Source organism: Streptomyces sp. NPDC051214, assembly GCF_040682375.1.
Taxonomy (GTDB): Bacteria; Actinomycetota; Actinomycetes; order Streptomycetales; family Streptomycetaceae; genus Streptomyces.
The window spans coordinates 103,693-120,202 of sequence record NZ_JBFBAT010000015.1 but is presented as its reverse complement, the minus strand read 5'-3'; the positions used below and the strand labels follow the sequence as shown (position 1 = coordinate 120,202).

Sequence of the window (16,510 nt, the reverse complement as noted above, 5' to 3'; positions counted from 1 at the left end):
GGGTTTGGGGGGGGGCGCGTCTCGGGGGGCGGCCCTGCGGGGGGTCGGGGGGGGGGGGGGCGATCCCCATCGCAAGGGGACCCGGGGGGGGGGGGGGGGGGCCGCCCCCGCCCCCACCCCCATGTCCGTTCCCACCCCTGAGGACGCGGGTGACGCCGAGCCCGTCGACGCGCGGCATCATCACGTCGAGCACGAGCAGATCCGGCGGCCTGCGCCGCACCTCGTCGATGGCGGCGCGCCCGTCGTGGACGACGGCGACCGTGTGGCCCTCGCGCTCCAGATAGCGGCGGACCAGCTCGGCCTGTTTCTCGTCATCCTCCGCGACCAGGACAAAAGCGCACATGGCGTCGAGCATAAGCGGGCCCGCACGGCCCTAACCGGAATCGGACAGCGGCCTGACAGGATCCACATAACTCCGGGCTGACGGCCTACGCCTGGCCCTCGTGAGGCACGACCACGACCTGGAACTCATCCTCGTACACGACCCGCCCAGGGTCGGAGGACCGCACCACCCGACACTCGACCCCGTGCGCGTCGAGAATCTCCAGGTAGCCGGGTACGCGCTCGATGAGATGGGTGGCGGAGACCTTGAACCAGGCGACGGCACCAGGTGTCACGTCGTGGTCGTAGACCGTGGGGTCGACCTTCGACGGGGTCGGGTAAGCGGCGTCGTACCAATCGTTGTTGGCCCGCCGGAACCGCTCCTGCTCCGGCGTCAACTTCCCTTCCCGAGCAAGCCCGTTGACGAGAACGAAGACCCCGGGGTAATGCCCACGCGGATGGCGCACGGGCGACTCATAACGAACGTAGGCAGCGGCAACATCATCACTCATCGCGGCATCCTCGCACTCCCCGCGGCGGACGCAAGCACGATTTTCGCCGCCTACCGCCGTGGCAAATTTCTCCCACTCACGCGCTCGATCGCCCGGCGGTGGTGGGATTTTTTGGCGGGTTGGGACGGTGGCGCGCATGAGCCGCAGGTAGGAGGGACGTGGCTCATCTCGATGGCCGGGCCCCACACCCCACAGCCCCGCGCCCCACACACCCCCGCACCCATACGGCCCGCCCCACCTCGCGCCCACCCCCCACCACCCCGAAGGTGGTCCGCATGACCCGCATGAACGGCGCCAAGCCCACCCGCATCAGTCGCACCACCCGCATCGCCACAGCCACCGCCGCCACCGTCCTCCTCGCCCTCTCCACCACCGCCTGCTCGGAGGGTGACGTGGACAAGGTCAAGGACAGGGCCGCCTCCGCCACGGCCAAGGCGGGCGAAGCCGTCTCGTCCGCGACGGAAGCCGCTGCTTCCAAGATGGCCGAGGTGAAGGACGGGGCGGACGCGAAGGGCGACGTAAAGGTCGAGGGCCCCACCAAGTCAGAGGACAACAGAACGACAGCCGAGATCACGGCCACCAACCCCAAGGACAAGAAGGCGGACTACACCATCTCCGTCCACTTCCGTGACGGCGACGGCAACCTCCTGGACACGGCAGTCCTCAACATCACCGACGTGGAGCCCGGCAAGTCGAAGTCAGGCACGGCCCGCAGCAACCGCTCCCTCTCCGGCACCCCGAAGGCGGAAATCAGCAGGGCACTACGCCACTGACCACCCGACCGCACCCCCTGTCCCTCCTGTCCCCCTGCCCCCTGCCCCCTCAAGGGACGATCGAGCGCCAGATCCTCTCCGGCAGGACACGCGCGGCCTGATCGAGATCCACGTCGTCGAAACCGGCGAGCCAACGACGGGCGGTGGCGACGACGGGCCCCAGGACCAGCCCCTCGATCAGGGCCATGGGAAGCGGGGCGACCTCACCCGAGTCGACGTGCTGCTGCATCCACACGGTCAGCGGCGACAGCCTGGCCTCCTGGGCGTCACGGAGCTGCCGGGCCTGAGCCATCCCGAGCCGGTCGGCGTACGAGGAGTGCAGGAGCCGGGCGCCGTCAGGGTTCTCCTGGATGAATTGCAGGTAGGCGCGCACAAGGGCGCGGATACCGGTCCTGGCCGTACGGGACCGCTCCACGGAAGCGGCCATCTCGACGAGCAACCGCCCGAGCCAACGCTGCAGCAAGGCACTCATGAGCCCGTCGACGCTGCCGAAGTGGTGGTAGAGACTCCCGAGGCTGACCCCACTGGCCTTGGTGAGCGCACCGACGGTCACGCCTTGCTCTCCGGAGTCGGCATACACCCGGAGCGCGGCATCCAAAAGTCGATCGGCGGTCTCTTCGCCACGTTGCTGCTTGGGGCTCATGGTGCCCCCAGCCTAGAGCACCGACCCCCCAAGCCCATTGACGTCACTTCTAGAGCGCTTTTCTAGAAAAACACTCCACCAACGCGCCTCCAGGGACCCATACTGACCCGGTGCCCGAACCCACGACGCCAGCACCACGACCAGGCCCCTCACGCAACAACGTCCCCGGCTCCACCGCCCGCGGCTGCCTGACAGCACTGGGCGCCGTCGGCGCCGTAATCATCGTCATCCTGCTGCTGACCCAGGGCGAGGACGACACCACGGACAACGCCAACAACAACGCCACCCCCACCCCCACCCCCACAACAAGCCAAGGCCAAAGCCAAGGCCAAAGCCAAGGCCAAAGCCCCTACACCCCACCCACAACCACAGCAACAACCCCACCCGCGTACACGAGCGCCCCCACCCCCGCCGCCACAGCCACCCCCACGAGCCAGGCCCCCACCCCCTTCAGGTCGGGAACCTGCCTCAACGGCACGCTGCCGGACTCCACGACGGCGCAGGAGGTCAACAACGTGGAAGAGGTCTCGTGCTCGGCATCCGACGCCCACTACGAGGTGATCCAGACGATCCCGATGACATCGGAGATGAGCCGCTGCAACGACAACCCCAGAACGCAGTACGCCTTCTCGTACCGCTACACCCTCAACGGCTCGACCATCAACGAGTACGTCTACTGCCTCATAGGCCTGGGCACCTACGCCCGCTGAAAAATCCCGAGGCCAGCCACACCCAGCCCCGCCACACCCAGCCCCGCCCCACCCCACAAAACGGCAAAGCAAAAGCCCCAGGTCACGGCGAGTGAGTCCTGGGGCTTCCACAGAGCCGCCTTCGGGATTCGAACCCGAGACCTACGCATTACGAGTTGTCCGATCTTGGTCCGGAGCCGTCCGGGACCATCCGCCAGAGCCGCGAACGCTGAGGTCAACCGGCCTGCTGGATAAGTGCGGACGGAGCTGGATCACTGCGGATGCCGGGCCAAGCGAGACCACAACTGAGCCCACACTGGCCGCCGCGCGACACGGAGCCGGTACTCAGGCGAGCCGGTATATCCGGGCGCGCTCGCCAGCACGAGCGATGACCCCAAGCGATTCGAGGCGCTTCAACTGGTAGTGCACGGCCGACTTGCTGGTGAGCCCCACCTCGACCGCGATCTCTTCGAGGGTGGGGCACTCCCCCGTCTCAGCTATCGCGTCCCTGACGCAGCGAAGGATCTGCTCCTGGCGCTCGGTGAGACTCACTGTCCGGCGCCACCCGAGCGGGCACGCTGCCGCAGTTCGGCACGCTCGGCAGGGCTCAGCGGGTGCCGCGCCAGAGCCATGGAGAGCGCTAGCAATCGGCGGCGTAGTGCAGTGCGGCCCGGCTGCCGAGCAAGCTGCGCGTAGGTCGCACTCCACTCCCGCTGCGTGCGTACTAGGTCATCGGGAAGCGAGAGGTTCATACATCAAACTAGATCACACGTTCGATTTTTGTGGCAACAGCCCACACGGGCTCACGGTAGGCCGAATACCGCCCGTCTGTACTGTGCACAACGCGCTTTACCCGAAGAGGAAATCCTTCGGCGCGACTGACGCGCGGGCGTTAGATTCCCAACGCTGCCCACTTTCCGCCATTTCCTCCATAGCCTCAGCCACCTGTTTGCCATCCAAAGCTGCATTTAGAGCGTCGCCGATCAGCCCTCCGGCCAACTTCCGAGAGAATGCACTGACACTTTTAAGTGACTCGTCTGTGACAGGGCCGCCATGGGTGAGACTGTTCCTCACTCTTTCGAGTCTCGCCATCGCCCTGTCCCACCGCGCTATCAAAGCCTTCCGCGATGCGTTCAGGCGATCACAGCTCGAGTAATCGCGATTGATTGAGCGAAGTTCATAACCGGTCAACTCTCGGTCCGGATAAATATTCGAGAGGTCAGGGAGGGAACTAAGAGCCACTTCCATGTCCGATTGAAGACGACCCTCTACATCCGTGAAAATTTGTTTACGCATGCGTTCGATAGAATCGTATGACTTCGTATCTACATAGGCAGAGAATCCGTAGGTTGCGTCATGAACGACATTGCGCAACTTCCAGATCAGGTCATCCCACACCCAATGAAATTTGAATACGCGATTACAGAAATCGACCCAATCTTTATCCGCTGCGTAGGACGCAATCGATTCGATCAATCGCACATGAACGAGGACGGAGGAGGCGGGATCGTATCCCTTGGCCTTATCCCAGAGGTCCAAGGCGTTCAGAAGTTCACCAAGGGGCTGAGATTCGATCGGCAGAAGGGAAGCTACCCGCCGGGCTGCTCGGTCGATCCCGTGGGCCAGAGGGTCTAGCCTAAAACTGGTTACCGGCACCTCAGCCGACCGCCCGAAGGTTTGACTTACTATCCGGCCATCCATTATATGGATTCGGTTTCCATATTCCTTCCATGCACCCCCTCGCCCACTAGCATGCTGAGAGCCTGCTACGAGCACCACCATGGCCTGTTTGCGGGCAAGGGATACGGCATCGGAAACTGCTCTAACCCCAAGGTTGACGCGAACGAGAACGAATTTTTCCTCCTCCGGGAAAATCCGCTTGTAGTCAACACCGGAATTTCGAAACTCCGGAGGGAAGTCAACATGTCCAGGCGGCATACTTCGAAGACTGGGCCCATCGAAGAGTCGCACGGGACCAGCTTCGACAATACTAGTATTAATCTTGGCCGAAGTGTAAGCAAGCCAAACTACATGTTCCGCTACACGCGGGTTCTGTTTCACGATTTGCGCACACAGCGTCTCTCGCGCGACAAAACCAAGACCAGCTGGTTTGTTGACTCGTTCCCGGATACCTACTGGAAACCCAGAGGTATCCCCACCGAGGAGTACTTTCGCTTGGTAAACGGCCTGGCTATCGTCTCGAAGAGTACCCTTTAGTAGAGAATTCATCTCTCGGGTGTTGTGCTTGCAGGCTACGGCGATATCCCAGAATTCATCTCTCAATCTAGCAATCTTCGGTATACAGCATTCCGGGCGCTTACAGGCACGGAGGAAGTCTTGCCAGCAGGCCAAGAGAGATTCTGGTGACTCCAGCAGTGATACTAGCTGCTGGAGATCTTTCTTGATGGGGCCCCTGTTCGGCTTCTCAGGGTCCTTAAGAAGTAGATGCAAGTGCGAGATGAGATCGCTGTGCATAGGCGAAATAAGTTGCTTGAGTGAGGAACCGACGCTCTCTAGGCAGTACTGGAACTCGCCTATAGCAGATTGCAAAGGGGCGTAGTGGTAGCTGCGAACGTAGCGGCGACCGTCCTCTACCCAAACCAATAGTTCTGACGTGGCCGCATGGATGCCGATGGTGTCTTCCCCCGACCAACGTTCACTTTCCCGACCAAGGAAATCCGCCACTAGATCTAGGTGACTCGGGAGGATTGACGAAGAGGAGGACATGAACAAACTATGGCAGCCTGGCAAGGGTTACGCAGCTGCATTCGACGGGGCCTGAAGTGATGGTCGAGCCGTGGCCTCTGACCTGCGGCGGAGCCGTCGTTGTTGACCGTCGCCAGTCGTTGCCGATCCTCTGACCGCCTCTACGGCTTGGGCAACTCGGTGACAAACGTCCCGATGCCGGGCTGCATCTGTGCTAGCCCTGCGTTCCGGAGCTCGGTGAGGACACGCCGGGCCGTCATCTGCGCGATGCCGAACTCATCCTGGATCGCGAGTACGCCCGGCAGCTGGCTCCCCGGCGGATACTCGCCGTCGGCAATCCGCTGCTCAAAGAGCGCGTACACCTGCTTCCATCGCGGGATGTCCGGCTTCCAATCCATGATCCGAAGCTAGGCAGTGCAAGCCTGATCGGCGAGACGAGATTGCCTGACTGGCCTAGCTACCCTAGCTAGCTAGTACTACGCTGCGTGAACGCACAGCACCCCTGCGATCGCGCGAACGACCCAGGGGCGTGGACGACTGAGATGGAGTCGACGTGGACGAGGGTACGCAGGACCAGAACGCCCCGGACAGCCCGAACACGGCCACGATGGCGCCGGTCAGCTACAGCTACTGCTCTTGGCACCTCGGCTACAGCGCCGACACCCGCGTCATCAACGCGCAGGAAGCGGGCTCCGGGCCGGGCGGCGTGCAGTTCGCCTGCGGCTCCTGCCGCGAGAAGCACAACCTGGTCCCCTACGCCGACCAGCCATGACTGAGGCCTGGCGGCCCAAGCCGCCCCCCGCACGGGAACTCAACGCCTGGCAGTACCTCGGCTGGCAGTGCTGCTGGTGCGCCGAAACTCTTGGGAAGAGCGCCAGATCCGCCGGCCGCGCTGAAGGGCACGACGGTGCACACGACCTGTCCATCGAGGTATACGAGTGCGGCCCCGACTGTCCGAAGCGCCCGGTGGAGTTCGAGCAGGAATAGCTAGGTTCCACTCCACTTTCCATCAGTGATTGATGCCGCTCGAACCGGCTCCAGAGACCGCTAGTAGGGCGTCTGGATAGGTAAGTTCTCCTGCGGGGCGTTGAGCCATCCAACCCGAAAGCCGGTGTGCGGGAGCCTCCGTGCGCACGTGCTTGAACCCCAGCTGCTCGTAGTACCTGTGCAGTCCTGTGTTGGTTCGCCAAGTATCGATGCGCAACCAATCCCGCCCCTCCAGCGCTGCGAGTCGCGACATCCAATCGACCACCCGGGCGCCCAACTGACGCCCGGAAGCGCTCCGGGCCACGATGAGTTTGTACAGGTGGAGCCCAGACTCCAGGACATCAGCGTCGGTCCAGAAGTCCCGGTCTGCCGGGCCACGGCTCACCGTTGCGAGGGTCTCGCCCGTTCCGGTGTCCACGACCACCCATGTGCGCCCGTCGTCGATGGTCGCCCGCCACTTTGCGATGGCTCGGGAGCCCGTCTCAGCGTCGTTCCACTGGTCCGTGTCCTTGTCCTTGAGCCACTCCTCAGCCTCCGTGCGGAGCACCATCAGCGCGTCTACGTCCGCGGGGCCGGCGGGGCGAAGTACCTCAGTCACTGTCGACTTCATAAAGGATCTTGTGCCTGTCTCCGGGGAGGATGGTGACCATGCAGCGAAGCGGCTTGCCGTCTGCGTCGTAGCCGGTCCGGGTGTGCTCGGCGATGGGGGTTGCAGCCGGGAGAGCGAGCAGTTCCGCCTCCTTCCGAGTAGGCATGCGTACCGCGATCTCGTCGCGGTACCGGGACTGGATCAGGCCCACGGAAGCTAGTACCCCGCCGGGCGCTGCCACGTCGCGGGGCTCCATCAGCGGTGTGCCACTGACGAGTTCCTGCGGGAAGTACGAGTCCGCCAGTGCATACGGTCGATTGTCGATGTACCGCACGCGCTGCCGACAGACTGCGAGGGCCCCGTCAGCGAGTTCGAGCGCCTCGTGAACGTGTTCCGGCGCTTCCACGATGCTCACGCTGATGTCCTGTCGGGGGGTCTTCCCGTCCTCGGTCACGGCGGTGGCCCACTGATCGCCGGAGGTCTTCCCCTCTACGGCGTTGGCATGGCGACTGCGGCTTTCCAGGGTCGACCAGTTCCAAATCACGGGCGGGTAGTCCTCGCGCACGTACTTGCCGGACCCCTGCCCGGTAACCACCAGCCCCTCGTCGATGAGCAAGCGGACGCCCGCCCGGATGGTCTCCCGGCTGTATCCGTAGGCGGACATCATCTTGGATTCGCTCGGAAGGGCTTGGCCTCCGCCTAGCTCTCCGGAACTGATCTGTTCTCGCAGGTCAGCAGCCACTTCTTGAGACTTCGTCAGTCCCCGTCGCATCCGCGTGATCCTCTCTATGGGCCGACTCCTCCATACAAGTTAGACGAGAAGGCTTGACCTTCCAAGGGAGGAGTGTGCAAACTCATGCCGCGGCCCACTCCTCCAGACAAGTCGGAATAGGTGGCCCGTACAGAGCTATGGCTGGACTGAATGCGCTCGATGAGTCCCGTGGAGACGGGAGCCCTGGGTTACCGCGCTCATCGAATGCGACCGCAGCGCCTTGCGGCGCCTTGAGAACTGAACAGCGTGCTTGAGGGAATCCCGCCCCACCTCGCAACAAGTGGGCGGGCTCGCTCGGGTCCTGTCCCGTGCGTGGAACAGCGCATCCCGCCTGCCAACTGCTTCGCAGCGCAACGGCTGCGGCCGGTTGCCTCCGCTGCTCGTCCCGTACGAGCAGCGCTGAGGGGAGCCGGAACACCCCTTCGCCTTCTGGGAGCCCTCATGAGCACTGCCGTTGAGATCGTCTCGTTCGGCTACCTGCACGACGCGCCGCCCGCCGCGCACCTGACCATCGACCTGCGTCACCACTTCCGCGACCCGCACGTATCGCCGGAACTGCGGTACATGACCGCCGATGACGAGCCGGTCCGTACCGCCGTGCTCGGCACACCCGGCATCGCCGATCTGGTGGAGGCCACCGCCACGGCGGTCGCCGCATTCGCCGCCGGGCCCAGCGCCGGAACGGTCACTGTTGCCGACGGGTGCGCAGGCGGTCGCCACCGGGCGCCCACCTTCGCCCGTGCCCTGGCCGAGCAGCTGACAGCGGCAGGGCACGCCGTGACCGTCTCCCACCGGGACCTGAGCAAGGCCGTCGTGCAGCGCTGACGGTTGCCCGCGTCGCCCGGTGATCCGGGCGGCAAGGGGAGCCGGTCAGCCCGCCTCCGACCAACATCCACGTCTCGCAAGGAGATCGCTATGAGCTCGCGCATGTACTCCGGCATGACGGAAGACGAAGCCAAGAACGCCGCCTACACGGAGCAGATGACCGGCACTCCCGACCATCACGGCCAGGGGATGACGCACCAGGGCGGCCGCTACACGTGCGGCAGCGGCGACTGCGACGCGACCGTCATCGTCGACCCGCCGTTCGCTCCCGGTGACGCCAAGCGGTTCTGACCAGGCTCCATCACCCCGATGGTCGCAAGGCAGGGTTCGACTCCCTGTCGGGGCACTGCGGTCGCACTCGCTGACCGCACCGCCGCTCACTCAGCGGCCTCATCCCAAACGGCGCGCACCCCCGGAGCTGTAACTCCGGGGGTGCTGTTCGGGCCGTTGCCACCTGCTAGGGAGAACACGACCCATGGACCACATCGTCACTGTTCAGGACGCTGTTACCGCCTTCGAGCCGTGGAGGGAGCCCACGGCCGCTGAGCTGGACGCCATCGAGCAGGAGATGCCCGTCATCCTGGCGGACGTCGAGCTGCTGGACGCGCAGATCATCACCCTCGACCGCACGCCGAACGAGCTGGACGCGCGGCGTCTTCGCCGGGCCCGCCGCAAGGCCCTCGCCGCCCGCGTCACGCTCGCCAACGCCTCCGCGACGGTTGCGGGGGTGGGCGCGTGAGTGCCATCGAGTCGAAGCTGGCGGCCGCGCACGCTGAGGTGAAGGCCGAGATCGCGCGGACCGATACCAAGACCAGCCTGCTGCTCGCCTTCGTCGGCGCGCTACTCGCAGGTACCTGGACCCTTGCCAAGGACGCGCCCCTGACCGCCCCCGCCTACGTGGCCGGCGGACTCGGGACGGCGCTGCTGCTCGCTGCGGCGGCTCTGCTGCTGCGGTCAGCGCGCCCCAACCTGGGAGGCCGCCACGGCTTCCCGCTGTGGGCCACCCTCACCGCCGAGGAGATCAGCGCCACCCTCGCCACCGACCTGAGCGCCGACATCGCGGGCCTGTCCCGCATCGCGGTCGCCAAGTTCACCGGGCTGAAGCGCGCGGTCGACCTGGTCTGTGCGGGCGGTGCGCTGCTGGTCCTGGCCGCGCTTCTGGCGATCGGAGGCGCGGTATGAACCGAAAGGGCAAAGTCCTCTTGGTGGCCGCGCTGGTCGCGGTGGTCAGCATGGCGTTTCGCGTCTCGTGGAACGCACTGCGGGACATCGCGAACGCGGTGGGCGCGGACGAGACAGCGGCGACGCTCTACCCGTTCGTGGTCGACGGATTGATGGCGCTCGCCCTGGTCGCCACCCTCGTCCTCGCCGGGCAGGATCGGACGTTCGCGCTGCGCGTGCTGGGCACCTACACCGCCGCCTCGCTGATCCTCAACTACGTCCACGGCTTAGTACCGGACCTGCACGGCCGCACGGTCGACTGGGGACGGCTCGCCGACTGGGACCCCGCCAACTGGGTCCTCGTACTGCTCGCCACGTCGCTGCCGGTCGGGTCGATCTACTTCGGCTCCGATCTGGTCGCCAAGGTCCTGCACCACCGCCCCACCCCGATCGACCCTCCGACCGCATATGCGGAGGAATCGACAAAGATCGTGAGCAATCGGTCTACCGCTGACCTCCCCGAATCCACCCCGGAACCGGTGGCGGTCAACCGGGCCTCGATGCCGATCCCGGTACCCGTCGGCTTCCTCAAGTCGGCTCTGCCGCTCAAGCCCGTCCCATCGATCGAGTCGACCCCGGCGGCATCGATCGAGCCGCGTGCGGTGGCCGCTGAGTCGACCCGCCCGCGTCGGGCGACCGGTCGCGTTCCCGAAGTCGCCCGATCACCCCGCCCCAAGCGCACGTTCGACGAGCTGCTCGACGAGGCGCGCACCGCGACAACCGACTGGCCGGACGCGAAACTGACCGCCGAAGGCATCCGGCTCACCGTCCACACGTCGCCAAAAAACGCCCGGACGCTGCGCGAGACGCTGCGGGCAGAGCGGGCCGGCGGTGCGCAAGCGGGGCAGGTGACGGCATGACGCCGTTACGGATCGGCTCTCTGTGCACCGGTTACGGCGGCCTGGACATGGCCGTCCAGGTGGTGTTCGGCGGCGAGCTTGCCTGGGTGGCGGACAACGACCCCGGAGCGGGCCGCATCCTGGCCCACCGCCATCCCGAGGTGCCGAACCTGGGCGACATCACCACCACCGACTTCGCGCACGTGGCGCCGGTCGACGTGGTCTGCGGCGGCTATCCGTGCCAGCCGTTCAGCTCCGCCGGCAAAAGGAAGGGAACCGCCGATGACCGGCACATCTGGCCCCACATCGCCCGTGCCCTTGGCGTTCTACGACCCCGCTACGCGGTCTTTGAAAACGTCGCAGGGCACCTTTCTCTCGGATTCGACACCGTCCTCGCTGACCTTGCCGCCCTCGGGTTCGATGCGCGCTGGTGCACTCTTCGCGCATCTGACGTGGGCGCGGCTCACCAACGCAACCGACTCTTCCTCCTCGCCTGGCCTGCCGACCCCCAGGGCTCGGGACGCCAAGGGCCAGGGCTTCGCGGACGGGCTTCCCGCCACGGTCTCGCTGCTGCCGACGCCCTCGACGTCGGAGGCGACCGGAGTGGGCCGCCTGGACGGGCCCCGCAACGACACGCTGCGGGCGCAGGTGGCCCTGCTGCCCACGCTTCGCGCGTCGGCGAGCGAGAACCGGCAGACCAAACGCACGCCCCCGCAGGAAGCGGGGACGCACGGCAAGAGCCTGGCCGCGGAAGTGGGCTCGCTGCTGCCGACACCGCGAGCCACGGACGGCACGAAGGGCGCGGTGTCGCGCACAAGCGCAACGGACCGGCGGGTGCAGTCGGGAAGGGCGAACCTGCCCGAGGTTGCGCTGAGCGCGTTCCCGAACGAGTCGTCGAGTGGGGCGAGTACGCCCCAGCCATCGAAGCGTGGGCGCAAGTCACTGGCTGCCCTGCCCCAGGGCCAGTTGACGCTGTGGGACGGCTGAGTCCCGCCTTCGTCGAATGGCTCATGGGGCTGCCCGCCGGACACGTCACCGACGTCCCCGGCCTCTCCCGCTCCGCACAGCTCAAAGCGCTGGGCAACGGCGTGGTCCCGCACCAGGCCATCGCCGCGCTCCGCTTCCTCGCACCCGCCGCCTCCACGGCTCGTACTGCCGCCTGAGCTGTGGCGACGGACGCGAAACCGAACGTGAGCACCTTCGCCCATCACACCCCGATGAAGGGTTGATCATGGCCAAGCCCGATACCCGCCGCATTGACCGTGCGATCCGGGAAGCGAACCGCAAGCTCGAAGCAGCACAGCAGCGCCAGATGTGGCCGCTGACCGGTCCCGAACGGCGCGCCATCCTCGCCGCCGCCACCAGCGGCTCCATCAAGGTCGCGCGGGGCAAGAGCGGGGACCGCAGCGCGGAGAAGGCCGACACCGCCTGGAACGCGGCAACCACCCGCCTCACCGCCGAGATCACCGCCCTCCAGGTCGAACGGCAGCGCGTCGTGAACGAGGACGCCAAGGCCAAGGCCGCCAAGAAGTCGTCGGGGTGGTGGTGAGCATGGCCGCCAAACCGGCGCCTCCCGGTGAGTGCCCGCAGTGCTGGCAGCACGCCCACGACAAGAGCATCCACCGCCGCCTCAAGCCGCGCGAGGACTGCCCGCAGTGCCTGAACCATATGGCCAACGGCTGCCCCTCCCTCGTACCCAAGAAGCCCTCCCGCTGGTGGTGACCGCACCCGCCCGCGCGCTTCCCGCCGCGTGACGCGGCTGCCCGCGGTGGCCGTCCCTTCCCAGGGACCGGCCACCGCGGTGCCCCTCGTCTTCCCGCCCCGTGTGGGGCAGTCAGGAGCCTTCCCGCAATGGGTGACAACGTCGTTCACCTGCACAAGAACCCCGAACCGCCCACCGACACCGCGACCGTGACCTCGCTGAGCGTGGTCCCCGAGCCCGCTGCTGCGCCTGTCGTGCCGCTGTGGGTGCGCTCCGGGCGCGCCATAAAGACGGGTCTCACGCACGAACGCACCAAGGGAGCAGGCCGGTTGACCGTCCGCCACACCATGTACGTGGTCGGCGGCACCCGGATCGTGGCCCGCCGCACCTGGGACGGCCGCACCGGCTCCCGCTACGAGCGCATGCTGCGCGCCGCCGAAGCGGCCGGCAACTACGAGGTGGCCCAGGAGTGGGAGGAGCGTCTTCAGCGCTTCCGCGACGCGCGCCACCGCCGCCGCATGGATCTGCTCCACTCGCCCGTGGATGCCGCCAAGGGTGCCCTGGTCGGCACCGGAATGGGCATCGGCGGCCTGGTCGCGCTGGGCATCGTGATGGCCATCAACAACGGCAACGTCGCCGACGTCATCACCCCGCTCGCCGCCACGATCGAGTTCATCGGCCTGCTCATCCGGATCGTTCAGGTCGTATGGGGACCCACGCTCACTATCGGCCCGTTCCTCGCGTTGCTCGCCCTGTGGGCCGTCGGCAAGCAGCAGCAAGCCGCACCCCAGTGGGCGCTGCCCGCCAACGTCCGCAACGGCGAGGGAGAACCCATCACACCCTCGATCGTGGTCAAGGCCCTGCGCGACCTCGGAGTGCCCGCCCTGCGCAATGCCATCAAGGAGATGGGCGACGCAGGGGCCGCCATGCTCGGCCCGATCACGATCGCCGGATGCGGCGTCGAAGTCGACGTCACGCTCCCCTCCGGGGTCTCGACGATCGAGGTGCAGAACAAGCGCCGCAAGCTCGCGGAGAACCTGACCCGCCACGAGCACGAAGTGTTCATCACCATCCCCCAGGCCGCCCGCACCGTCCGGCTCTGGATCGCCGACTCGGGCGCGCTGGATGAGCCGATCGGCCCGTCCCCGCTGGTCACCGACGAGACGATGACCGCCGACTACGCCAAGGGCCGCGCCCCCTGGGGGCAGGACCTGCGCGGCGACGCCGCAGCCCTGAGCCTCTACCAGCGCCACCTGCTCATCACCGGCCTGTCCAACCAGGGCAAGACCGTCGCCCTGCGCTCCCTCGCCCTATGGGTCGCGCTCGACAAGTCGGTGCAGTTCCTGATGGGCGACCTCAAGGGCGTCGGCGACTGGGCCATGTTCGACGGCCTCGCCTCCACCCTCATCCAGGGACCGACCGACGAGCACGTCATCCAGGTCACGGAGATGGTCGAGGGCGCGGTGGAGGAGATGAACCGCCGTATCCAGGCCCCGCCCGGCACCGTCTTCCCGGCACTGATCGTGCTGGTCGACGAGGCGCAGGTGGCGTTCATGTGCCCGGCCAAGGACGGCGAGAAGCGGCCCTACGGCGGCTCCAAGGCCAACTCCCGCTACTTCATGGCCGTCCGCAAAATCCACAACCAGGGGCGGGCCGTGAACGTCCTGATGTGGCAGGGCACCCAGGACCCCACAAACGAGAACCTGCCCAAGCTGGTCCGCGAGGGCGCCCACACCCGCGCCTCCCTCGCCCTGGGCACCGAATCGCAGGCCCGCATGGCGCTGGGAGACAAGGCGGTGGACGGCGGCGCCGCCCCCAACCTGCTGCGGCCGGGCCTGGACCAGGGAACGCTGGTCGTCGCCTCGTCCGGGATCGACATCCCCCAGGGCCAGTCGTCCATCACAGTGCGCACGCACTACATCAACGACGACTGCGCACAGGCCATCACCGACCGCGCCAAGGCCCTGCGCGACGGCGTCCCCACTCTGCACGCCATCGAGCCCGGCGAGGAGCGCGACCCGCTCGCCGACATTGCCGCCGTCCTCGGCACCTCGACGCGGCTGCTCACTCAGGACGTCCTCAAGCGGCTCACAGCGCTCAATGCGGACGCGTACGGCAAGTGGTCGTTCGTCGACCTCAAGCGCGTCCTGGACGGCACCGGCGCCGAGCCCTACAAGTCGGACGGCCGCATGGTCATCGCCTCCGACCGCCTCTCCCGCGCCCTCGCCATCCGCGATGCAGAAGGCGACGGCGAGGGTTCCGCTTCTGCCTCGAAGTAGAGGGAGTCACCCTCGGCCGGGTCAGGGAGGCAGGGAGAACTCCCTGACCGCCTCCCTGACCCGCCTCCCTGGCCCTGACCTGCACGAATGATCGCTCAGGGAGGCAGGGAGGCCCGCAGGTCAGCACCCCTAAAACCCCCTCGACACGCCACCCGGCAGGGGGTGCCTCCGCCTCCCTGCTCTATCTCGGAAGGTATTCCGCATGCATCCCGAGACTCCCCCTCGAACCGACGTCCCGAGCCCCGGATTGAGCGAGGCCCAGGCCGAAACCGAGGCGCGGCGGATCATCGCTGACGCCTACCGGCCCACCGCCTACCGCGACCACACCCCCCTCCCCGCCCACGGCGACGCCCCGGCCGTCGCCCAACCCGGACGCCCCCCGATGAGCCAGGGCGCCACCGATGCCAGCGTGCTCATGCTCGCGGGCGGCACCACCACCGCCATGGTCGGCGGCACGGCGGCCGTGCTCATGTACGTCTCCCAGTACGCCGACCCAGTGGTCTGCGGCCTCGTATTCGGCGCCCCGACCGCGCTCCTGCTCGCCCTCGCCCGGCTCGCCAAACGCGCCAAGCCCGCCCCCGACGTCCACCACCACTACGAAGGCCCCGTCCACCAGGACCACCGCAACGTCACCAGCCGCACCAGCGGCGTATGGGCCAAGACCAACAACAACCAGTAACGCCAAGGGCGGCCCCCGTCTCGCCAAAGTCCGGGGCCGCCCTTGTCCACCTGATCCCTACAGAACCTGTGGAGGAACCCAGCATGACCCACCTCACCGCCGACCGGCGAGAGCGCCACCAGCCGTTACTTCCCGCCGATCACCTGCGCACCGCCCTGGACCTCGCGGAGGCCGGGGTGCCCGTCCTGCCTCTGCGAGTGGGCAAGGTGCCGTACGGGAACTGCCGCGCATGCGCCAAGAACGCATGCGGAGGCCGGCCGAACATGAAGACCCCCGGCCCCTGCACCTGCCCGGCCCCCTGCCACGCCTGGGCCGCCGCTACCACCGACCTCCGCACCATCAACTCGGGAGCGTGGTCGCAGGCATGGCGCGACGCGGCAGCTGTGGCCTACCACCCCGGCGGCGCAGGCCTGACCGTCGTCGACCTCGACCACCCGGCCGCCATCGCCTGGGCAGTCCAGACCCTGCCGCGCACCCAGACCGTGGCCACCACGCGCGGACAGCACTGGATCTACCGGGGCACGATGCGCTCCGTGAACGGCGTCCGGGACGGGGTCGACATCAAGTCCGCGATGTCCTACGCCCGGTGGCTCGGGCCCGGCACCGGCATCAGCGCCACGCTGCCGGACGCCGCCCGCGCGCTGGCTGTGAAGGAGCCCTCCACGGCCGGAACGGCTCGGCAAGCCATCGCCGTGCCCGCACCGGCAGGAGGAGCGGAGTGCCCCCACCGCATGCCCGCCTACCTGAACCGCGGCATCGCGATGGCCGAGCAGCGCATCACCGAGGCCCGCAGCGCGATCCACACCACCGTCTATCGCACGTTCGTCGCCGTCCTGTCCGCCCACGGCCGCTGCGGCTGCCTCACCGAGGCTCACATCACGCGGCTGTTCGCCGCCGCGCAGGCCAGGGGCGAGACGCCCCGGCACTGCACCGACGCATGGACCAACGCCCGCACCAGGTTGGGACTGTGAGC

23 protein-coding genes and 2 pseudogenes are annotated in these 16,510 nt (G+C 67.1%); 16 read left to right on the top strand and 9 right to left on the bottom strand.

Translation table 11 applies throughout. The features are described 5' to 3' along the window. Positions 1-136: 136 nt before the first annotated feature. Positions 137-343, bottom strand: a pseudogene (locus AB0M70_RS33505) (response regulator); the annotation flags it as partial. Between the two features lie 85 nt (positions 344-428). Then, entirely contained in the window at positions 429-833 is a 405-nt protein-coding gene (locus AB0M70_RS33500) for a hypothetical protein (RefSeq protein WP_365826026.1), read from the bottom strand. Between the two features lie 275 nt (positions 834-1,108). Between AB0M70_RS33500 and AB0M70_RS33495 the strand changes: the two genes are divergently transcribed. Further along, positions 1,109-1,606 (top strand): FxLYD domain-containing protein, encoded by a 498-nt coding sequence (locus tag AB0M70_RS33495; protein WP_365826024.1) that lies wholly within the window; start codon positions 1,109-1,111, stop codon positions 1,604-1,606. 49 nt (positions 1,607-1,655) lie between these two features. On the opposite strand, the gene AB0M70_RS33490 is transcribed toward AB0M70_RS33495, so the two are convergent. Next, positions 1,656-2,249 (bottom strand): TetR/AcrR family transcriptional regulator, encoded by a 594-nt coding sequence (locus AB0M70_RS33490; protein ID WP_365826022.1) that lies wholly within the window; start codon positions 2,247-2,249, stop codon positions 1,656-1,658. Between the two features lie 110 nt (positions 2,250-2,359). Between AB0M70_RS33490 and AB0M70_RS33485 the strand changes: the two genes are divergently transcribed. Beyond that, positions 2,360-2,959, top strand: a complete 600-nt coding sequence (locus tag AB0M70_RS33485; RefSeq protein ID WP_365826020.1) for a hypothetical protein — start codon at positions 2,360-2,362, stop codon at positions 2,957-2,959. A gap of 324 nt (positions 2,960-3,283) precedes the next feature. Here the strand turns inward: AB0M70_RS33485 and AB0M70_RS33480 are convergent, their stop codons facing one another. From AB0M70_RS33480 to AB0M70_RS33465, 4 genes are all read right to left on the bottom strand, one after another. Then, entirely contained in the window at positions 3,284-3,490 is a 207-nt protein-coding gene (locus AB0M70_RS33480) for a hypothetical protein (protein WP_365826018.1), read from the bottom strand. After that, the gene (locus AB0M70_RS33475) at positions 3,487-3,690 is read right to left on the bottom strand and encodes a hypothetical protein (protein WP_365826016.1); all 204 of its coding nucleotides are present in this window, start codon (positions 3,688-3,690) and stop codon (positions 3,487-3,489) included. The genes AB0M70_RS33480 and AB0M70_RS33475 overlap by 4 nt, the downstream gene beginning before the upstream one ends. A gap of 97 nt (positions 3,691-3,787) precedes the next feature. After that, positions 3,788-5,623: a hypothetical protein gene (locus AB0M70_RS33470; protein WP_365826014.1), complete on the bottom strand. Its 1,836-nt coding sequence runs from the start codon at positions 5,621-5,623 to the stop codon at positions 3,788-3,790. Positions 5,624-5,805: 182 nt separating this feature from the next. Further along, entirely contained in the window at positions 5,806-6,042 is a 237-nt protein-coding gene (locus AB0M70_RS33465) for a winged helix-turn-helix domain-containing protein (RefSeq protein WP_365826012.1), read from the bottom strand. Positions 6,043-6,197: 155 nt separating this feature from the next. On the opposite strand from AB0M70_RS33465, the gene AB0M70_RS33460 reads away from it, so the two are divergent. Further along, positions 6,198-6,416, top strand: a complete 219-nt coding sequence (locus AB0M70_RS33460) for a hypothetical protein (RefSeq protein WP_365826010.1) — start codon at positions 6,198-6,200, stop codon at positions 6,414-6,416. A 237-nt stretch (positions 6,417-6,653) separates the two neighbouring features. Here AB0M70_RS33460 and AB0M70_RS33455 read toward each other — a convergent pair whose 3' ends face one another. Together AB0M70_RS33455 and AB0M70_RS33450 are read right to left on the bottom strand one after the other, a co-directional pair. Then, positions 6,654-7,229 carry a GNAT family N-acetyltransferase gene (locus AB0M70_RS33455; protein ID WP_365826008.1) on the bottom strand — a complete coding sequence of 192 codons (576 nt, stop codon included), beginning with the start codon at positions 7,227-7,229 and terminating at the stop codon, positions 6,654-6,656. Beyond that, positions 7,222-7,962 carry a GntR family transcriptional regulator gene (locus AB0M70_RS33450; RefSeq protein WP_365826006.1) on the bottom strand — a complete coding sequence of 247 codons (741 nt, stop codon included), beginning with the start codon at positions 7,960-7,962 and terminating at the stop codon, positions 7,222-7,224. The genes AB0M70_RS33455 and AB0M70_RS33450 overlap by 8 nt, the downstream gene beginning before the upstream one ends. A gap of 471 nt (positions 7,963-8,433) precedes the next feature. Here AB0M70_RS33450 and AB0M70_RS33445 point away from each other — a divergent pair, with 471 nt between their 5' ends. From AB0M70_RS33445 to AB0M70_RS33385, 13 genes and pseudogenes are all read left to right on the top strand, one after another. Continuing rightward, positions 8,434-8,817, top strand: coding sequence for an RNase adapter RapZ (locus AB0M70_RS33445; protein ID WP_365826004.1), 384 nt, complete (start codon positions 8,434-8,436; stop codon positions 8,815-8,817). Positions 8,818-8,907: 90 nt separating this feature from the next. Then, positions 8,908-9,108 carry a hypothetical protein gene (locus AB0M70_RS33440; RefSeq protein ID WP_365826003.1) on the top strand — a complete coding sequence of 67 codons (201 nt, stop codon included), beginning with the start codon at positions 8,908-8,910 and terminating at the stop codon, positions 9,106-9,108. Positions 9,109-9,292: 184 nt separating this feature from the next. Then, positions 9,293-9,556, top strand: coding sequence for a DUF6284 family protein (locus AB0M70_RS33435; RefSeq protein WP_365826002.1), 264 nt, complete (start codon positions 9,293-9,295; stop codon positions 9,554-9,556). After that, a complete protein-coding gene (locus tag AB0M70_RS33430; RefSeq protein WP_365826000.1) occupies positions 9,553-9,999 on the top strand; it encodes a Pycsar system effector family protein in 447 nt (148 codons plus the stop codon). Before AB0M70_RS33435 ends, AB0M70_RS33430 begins: the two co-directional genes overlap by 4 nt. Continuing rightward, positions 9,996-10,898, top strand: coding sequence for a DUF2637 domain-containing protein (locus tag AB0M70_RS33425; RefSeq protein ID WP_365825998.1), 903 nt, complete (start codon positions 9,996-9,998; stop codon positions 10,896-10,898). The genes AB0M70_RS33430 and AB0M70_RS33425 overlap by 4 nt, the downstream gene beginning before the upstream one ends. Next, positions 10,895-11,314: pseudogene (locus tag AB0M70_RS33420) on the top strand (DNA cytosine methyltransferase); the annotation flags it as partial. The gene AB0M70_RS33425 and the pseudogene AB0M70_RS33420, both read left to right, overlap by 4 nt. Continuing rightward, positions 11,298-11,864 (top strand): hypothetical protein, encoded by a 567-nt coding sequence (locus AB0M70_RS33415; protein WP_365826227.1) that lies wholly within the window; start codon positions 11,298-11,300, stop codon positions 11,862-11,864. The pseudogene AB0M70_RS33420 and the gene AB0M70_RS33415, both read left to right, overlap by 17 nt. Beyond that, on the top strand, positions 11,852-12,040 hold the full coding sequence (locus AB0M70_RS33410) for a hypothetical protein (RefSeq protein ID WP_365826225.1): 189 nt from the start codon (positions 11,852-11,854) through the stop codon (positions 12,038-12,040). Before AB0M70_RS33415 ends, AB0M70_RS33410 begins: the two co-directional genes overlap by 13 nt. Before the next feature lie 68 nt (positions 12,041-12,108). Beyond that, entirely contained in the window at positions 12,109-12,426 is a 318-nt protein-coding gene (locus AB0M70_RS33405; RefSeq protein ID WP_365825996.1) for a hypothetical protein, read from the top strand. 2 nt (positions 12,427-12,428) lie between these two features. Further along, positions 12,429-12,599 (top strand): pRL2-8, encoded by a 171-nt coding sequence (locus tag AB0M70_RS33400; RefSeq protein ID WP_365825994.1) that lies wholly within the window; start codon positions 12,429-12,431, stop codon positions 12,597-12,599. A 129-nt stretch (positions 12,600-12,728) separates the two neighbouring features. Then, complete coding sequence (locus AB0M70_RS33395) at positions 12,729-14,858, top strand: FtsK/SpoIIIE domain-containing protein (RefSeq protein WP_365825992.1); 2,130 nt, start codon at positions 12,729-12,731, stop codon at positions 14,856-14,858. A 202-nt stretch (positions 14,859-15,060) separates the two neighbouring features. Beyond that, positions 15,061-15,537 (top strand): hypothetical protein, encoded by a 477-nt coding sequence (locus tag AB0M70_RS33390; RefSeq protein ID WP_365825990.1) that lies wholly within the window; start codon positions 15,061-15,063, stop codon positions 15,535-15,537. 83 nt (positions 15,538-15,620) lie between these two features. Continuing rightward, positions 15,621-16,508 (top strand): bifunctional DNA primase/polymerase, encoded by an 888-nt coding sequence (locus tag AB0M70_RS33385; protein WP_365825988.1) that lies wholly within the window; start codon positions 15,621-15,623, stop codon positions 16,506-16,508. The last annotated feature ends 2 nt before the right edge of the window (positions 16,509-16,510 follow it).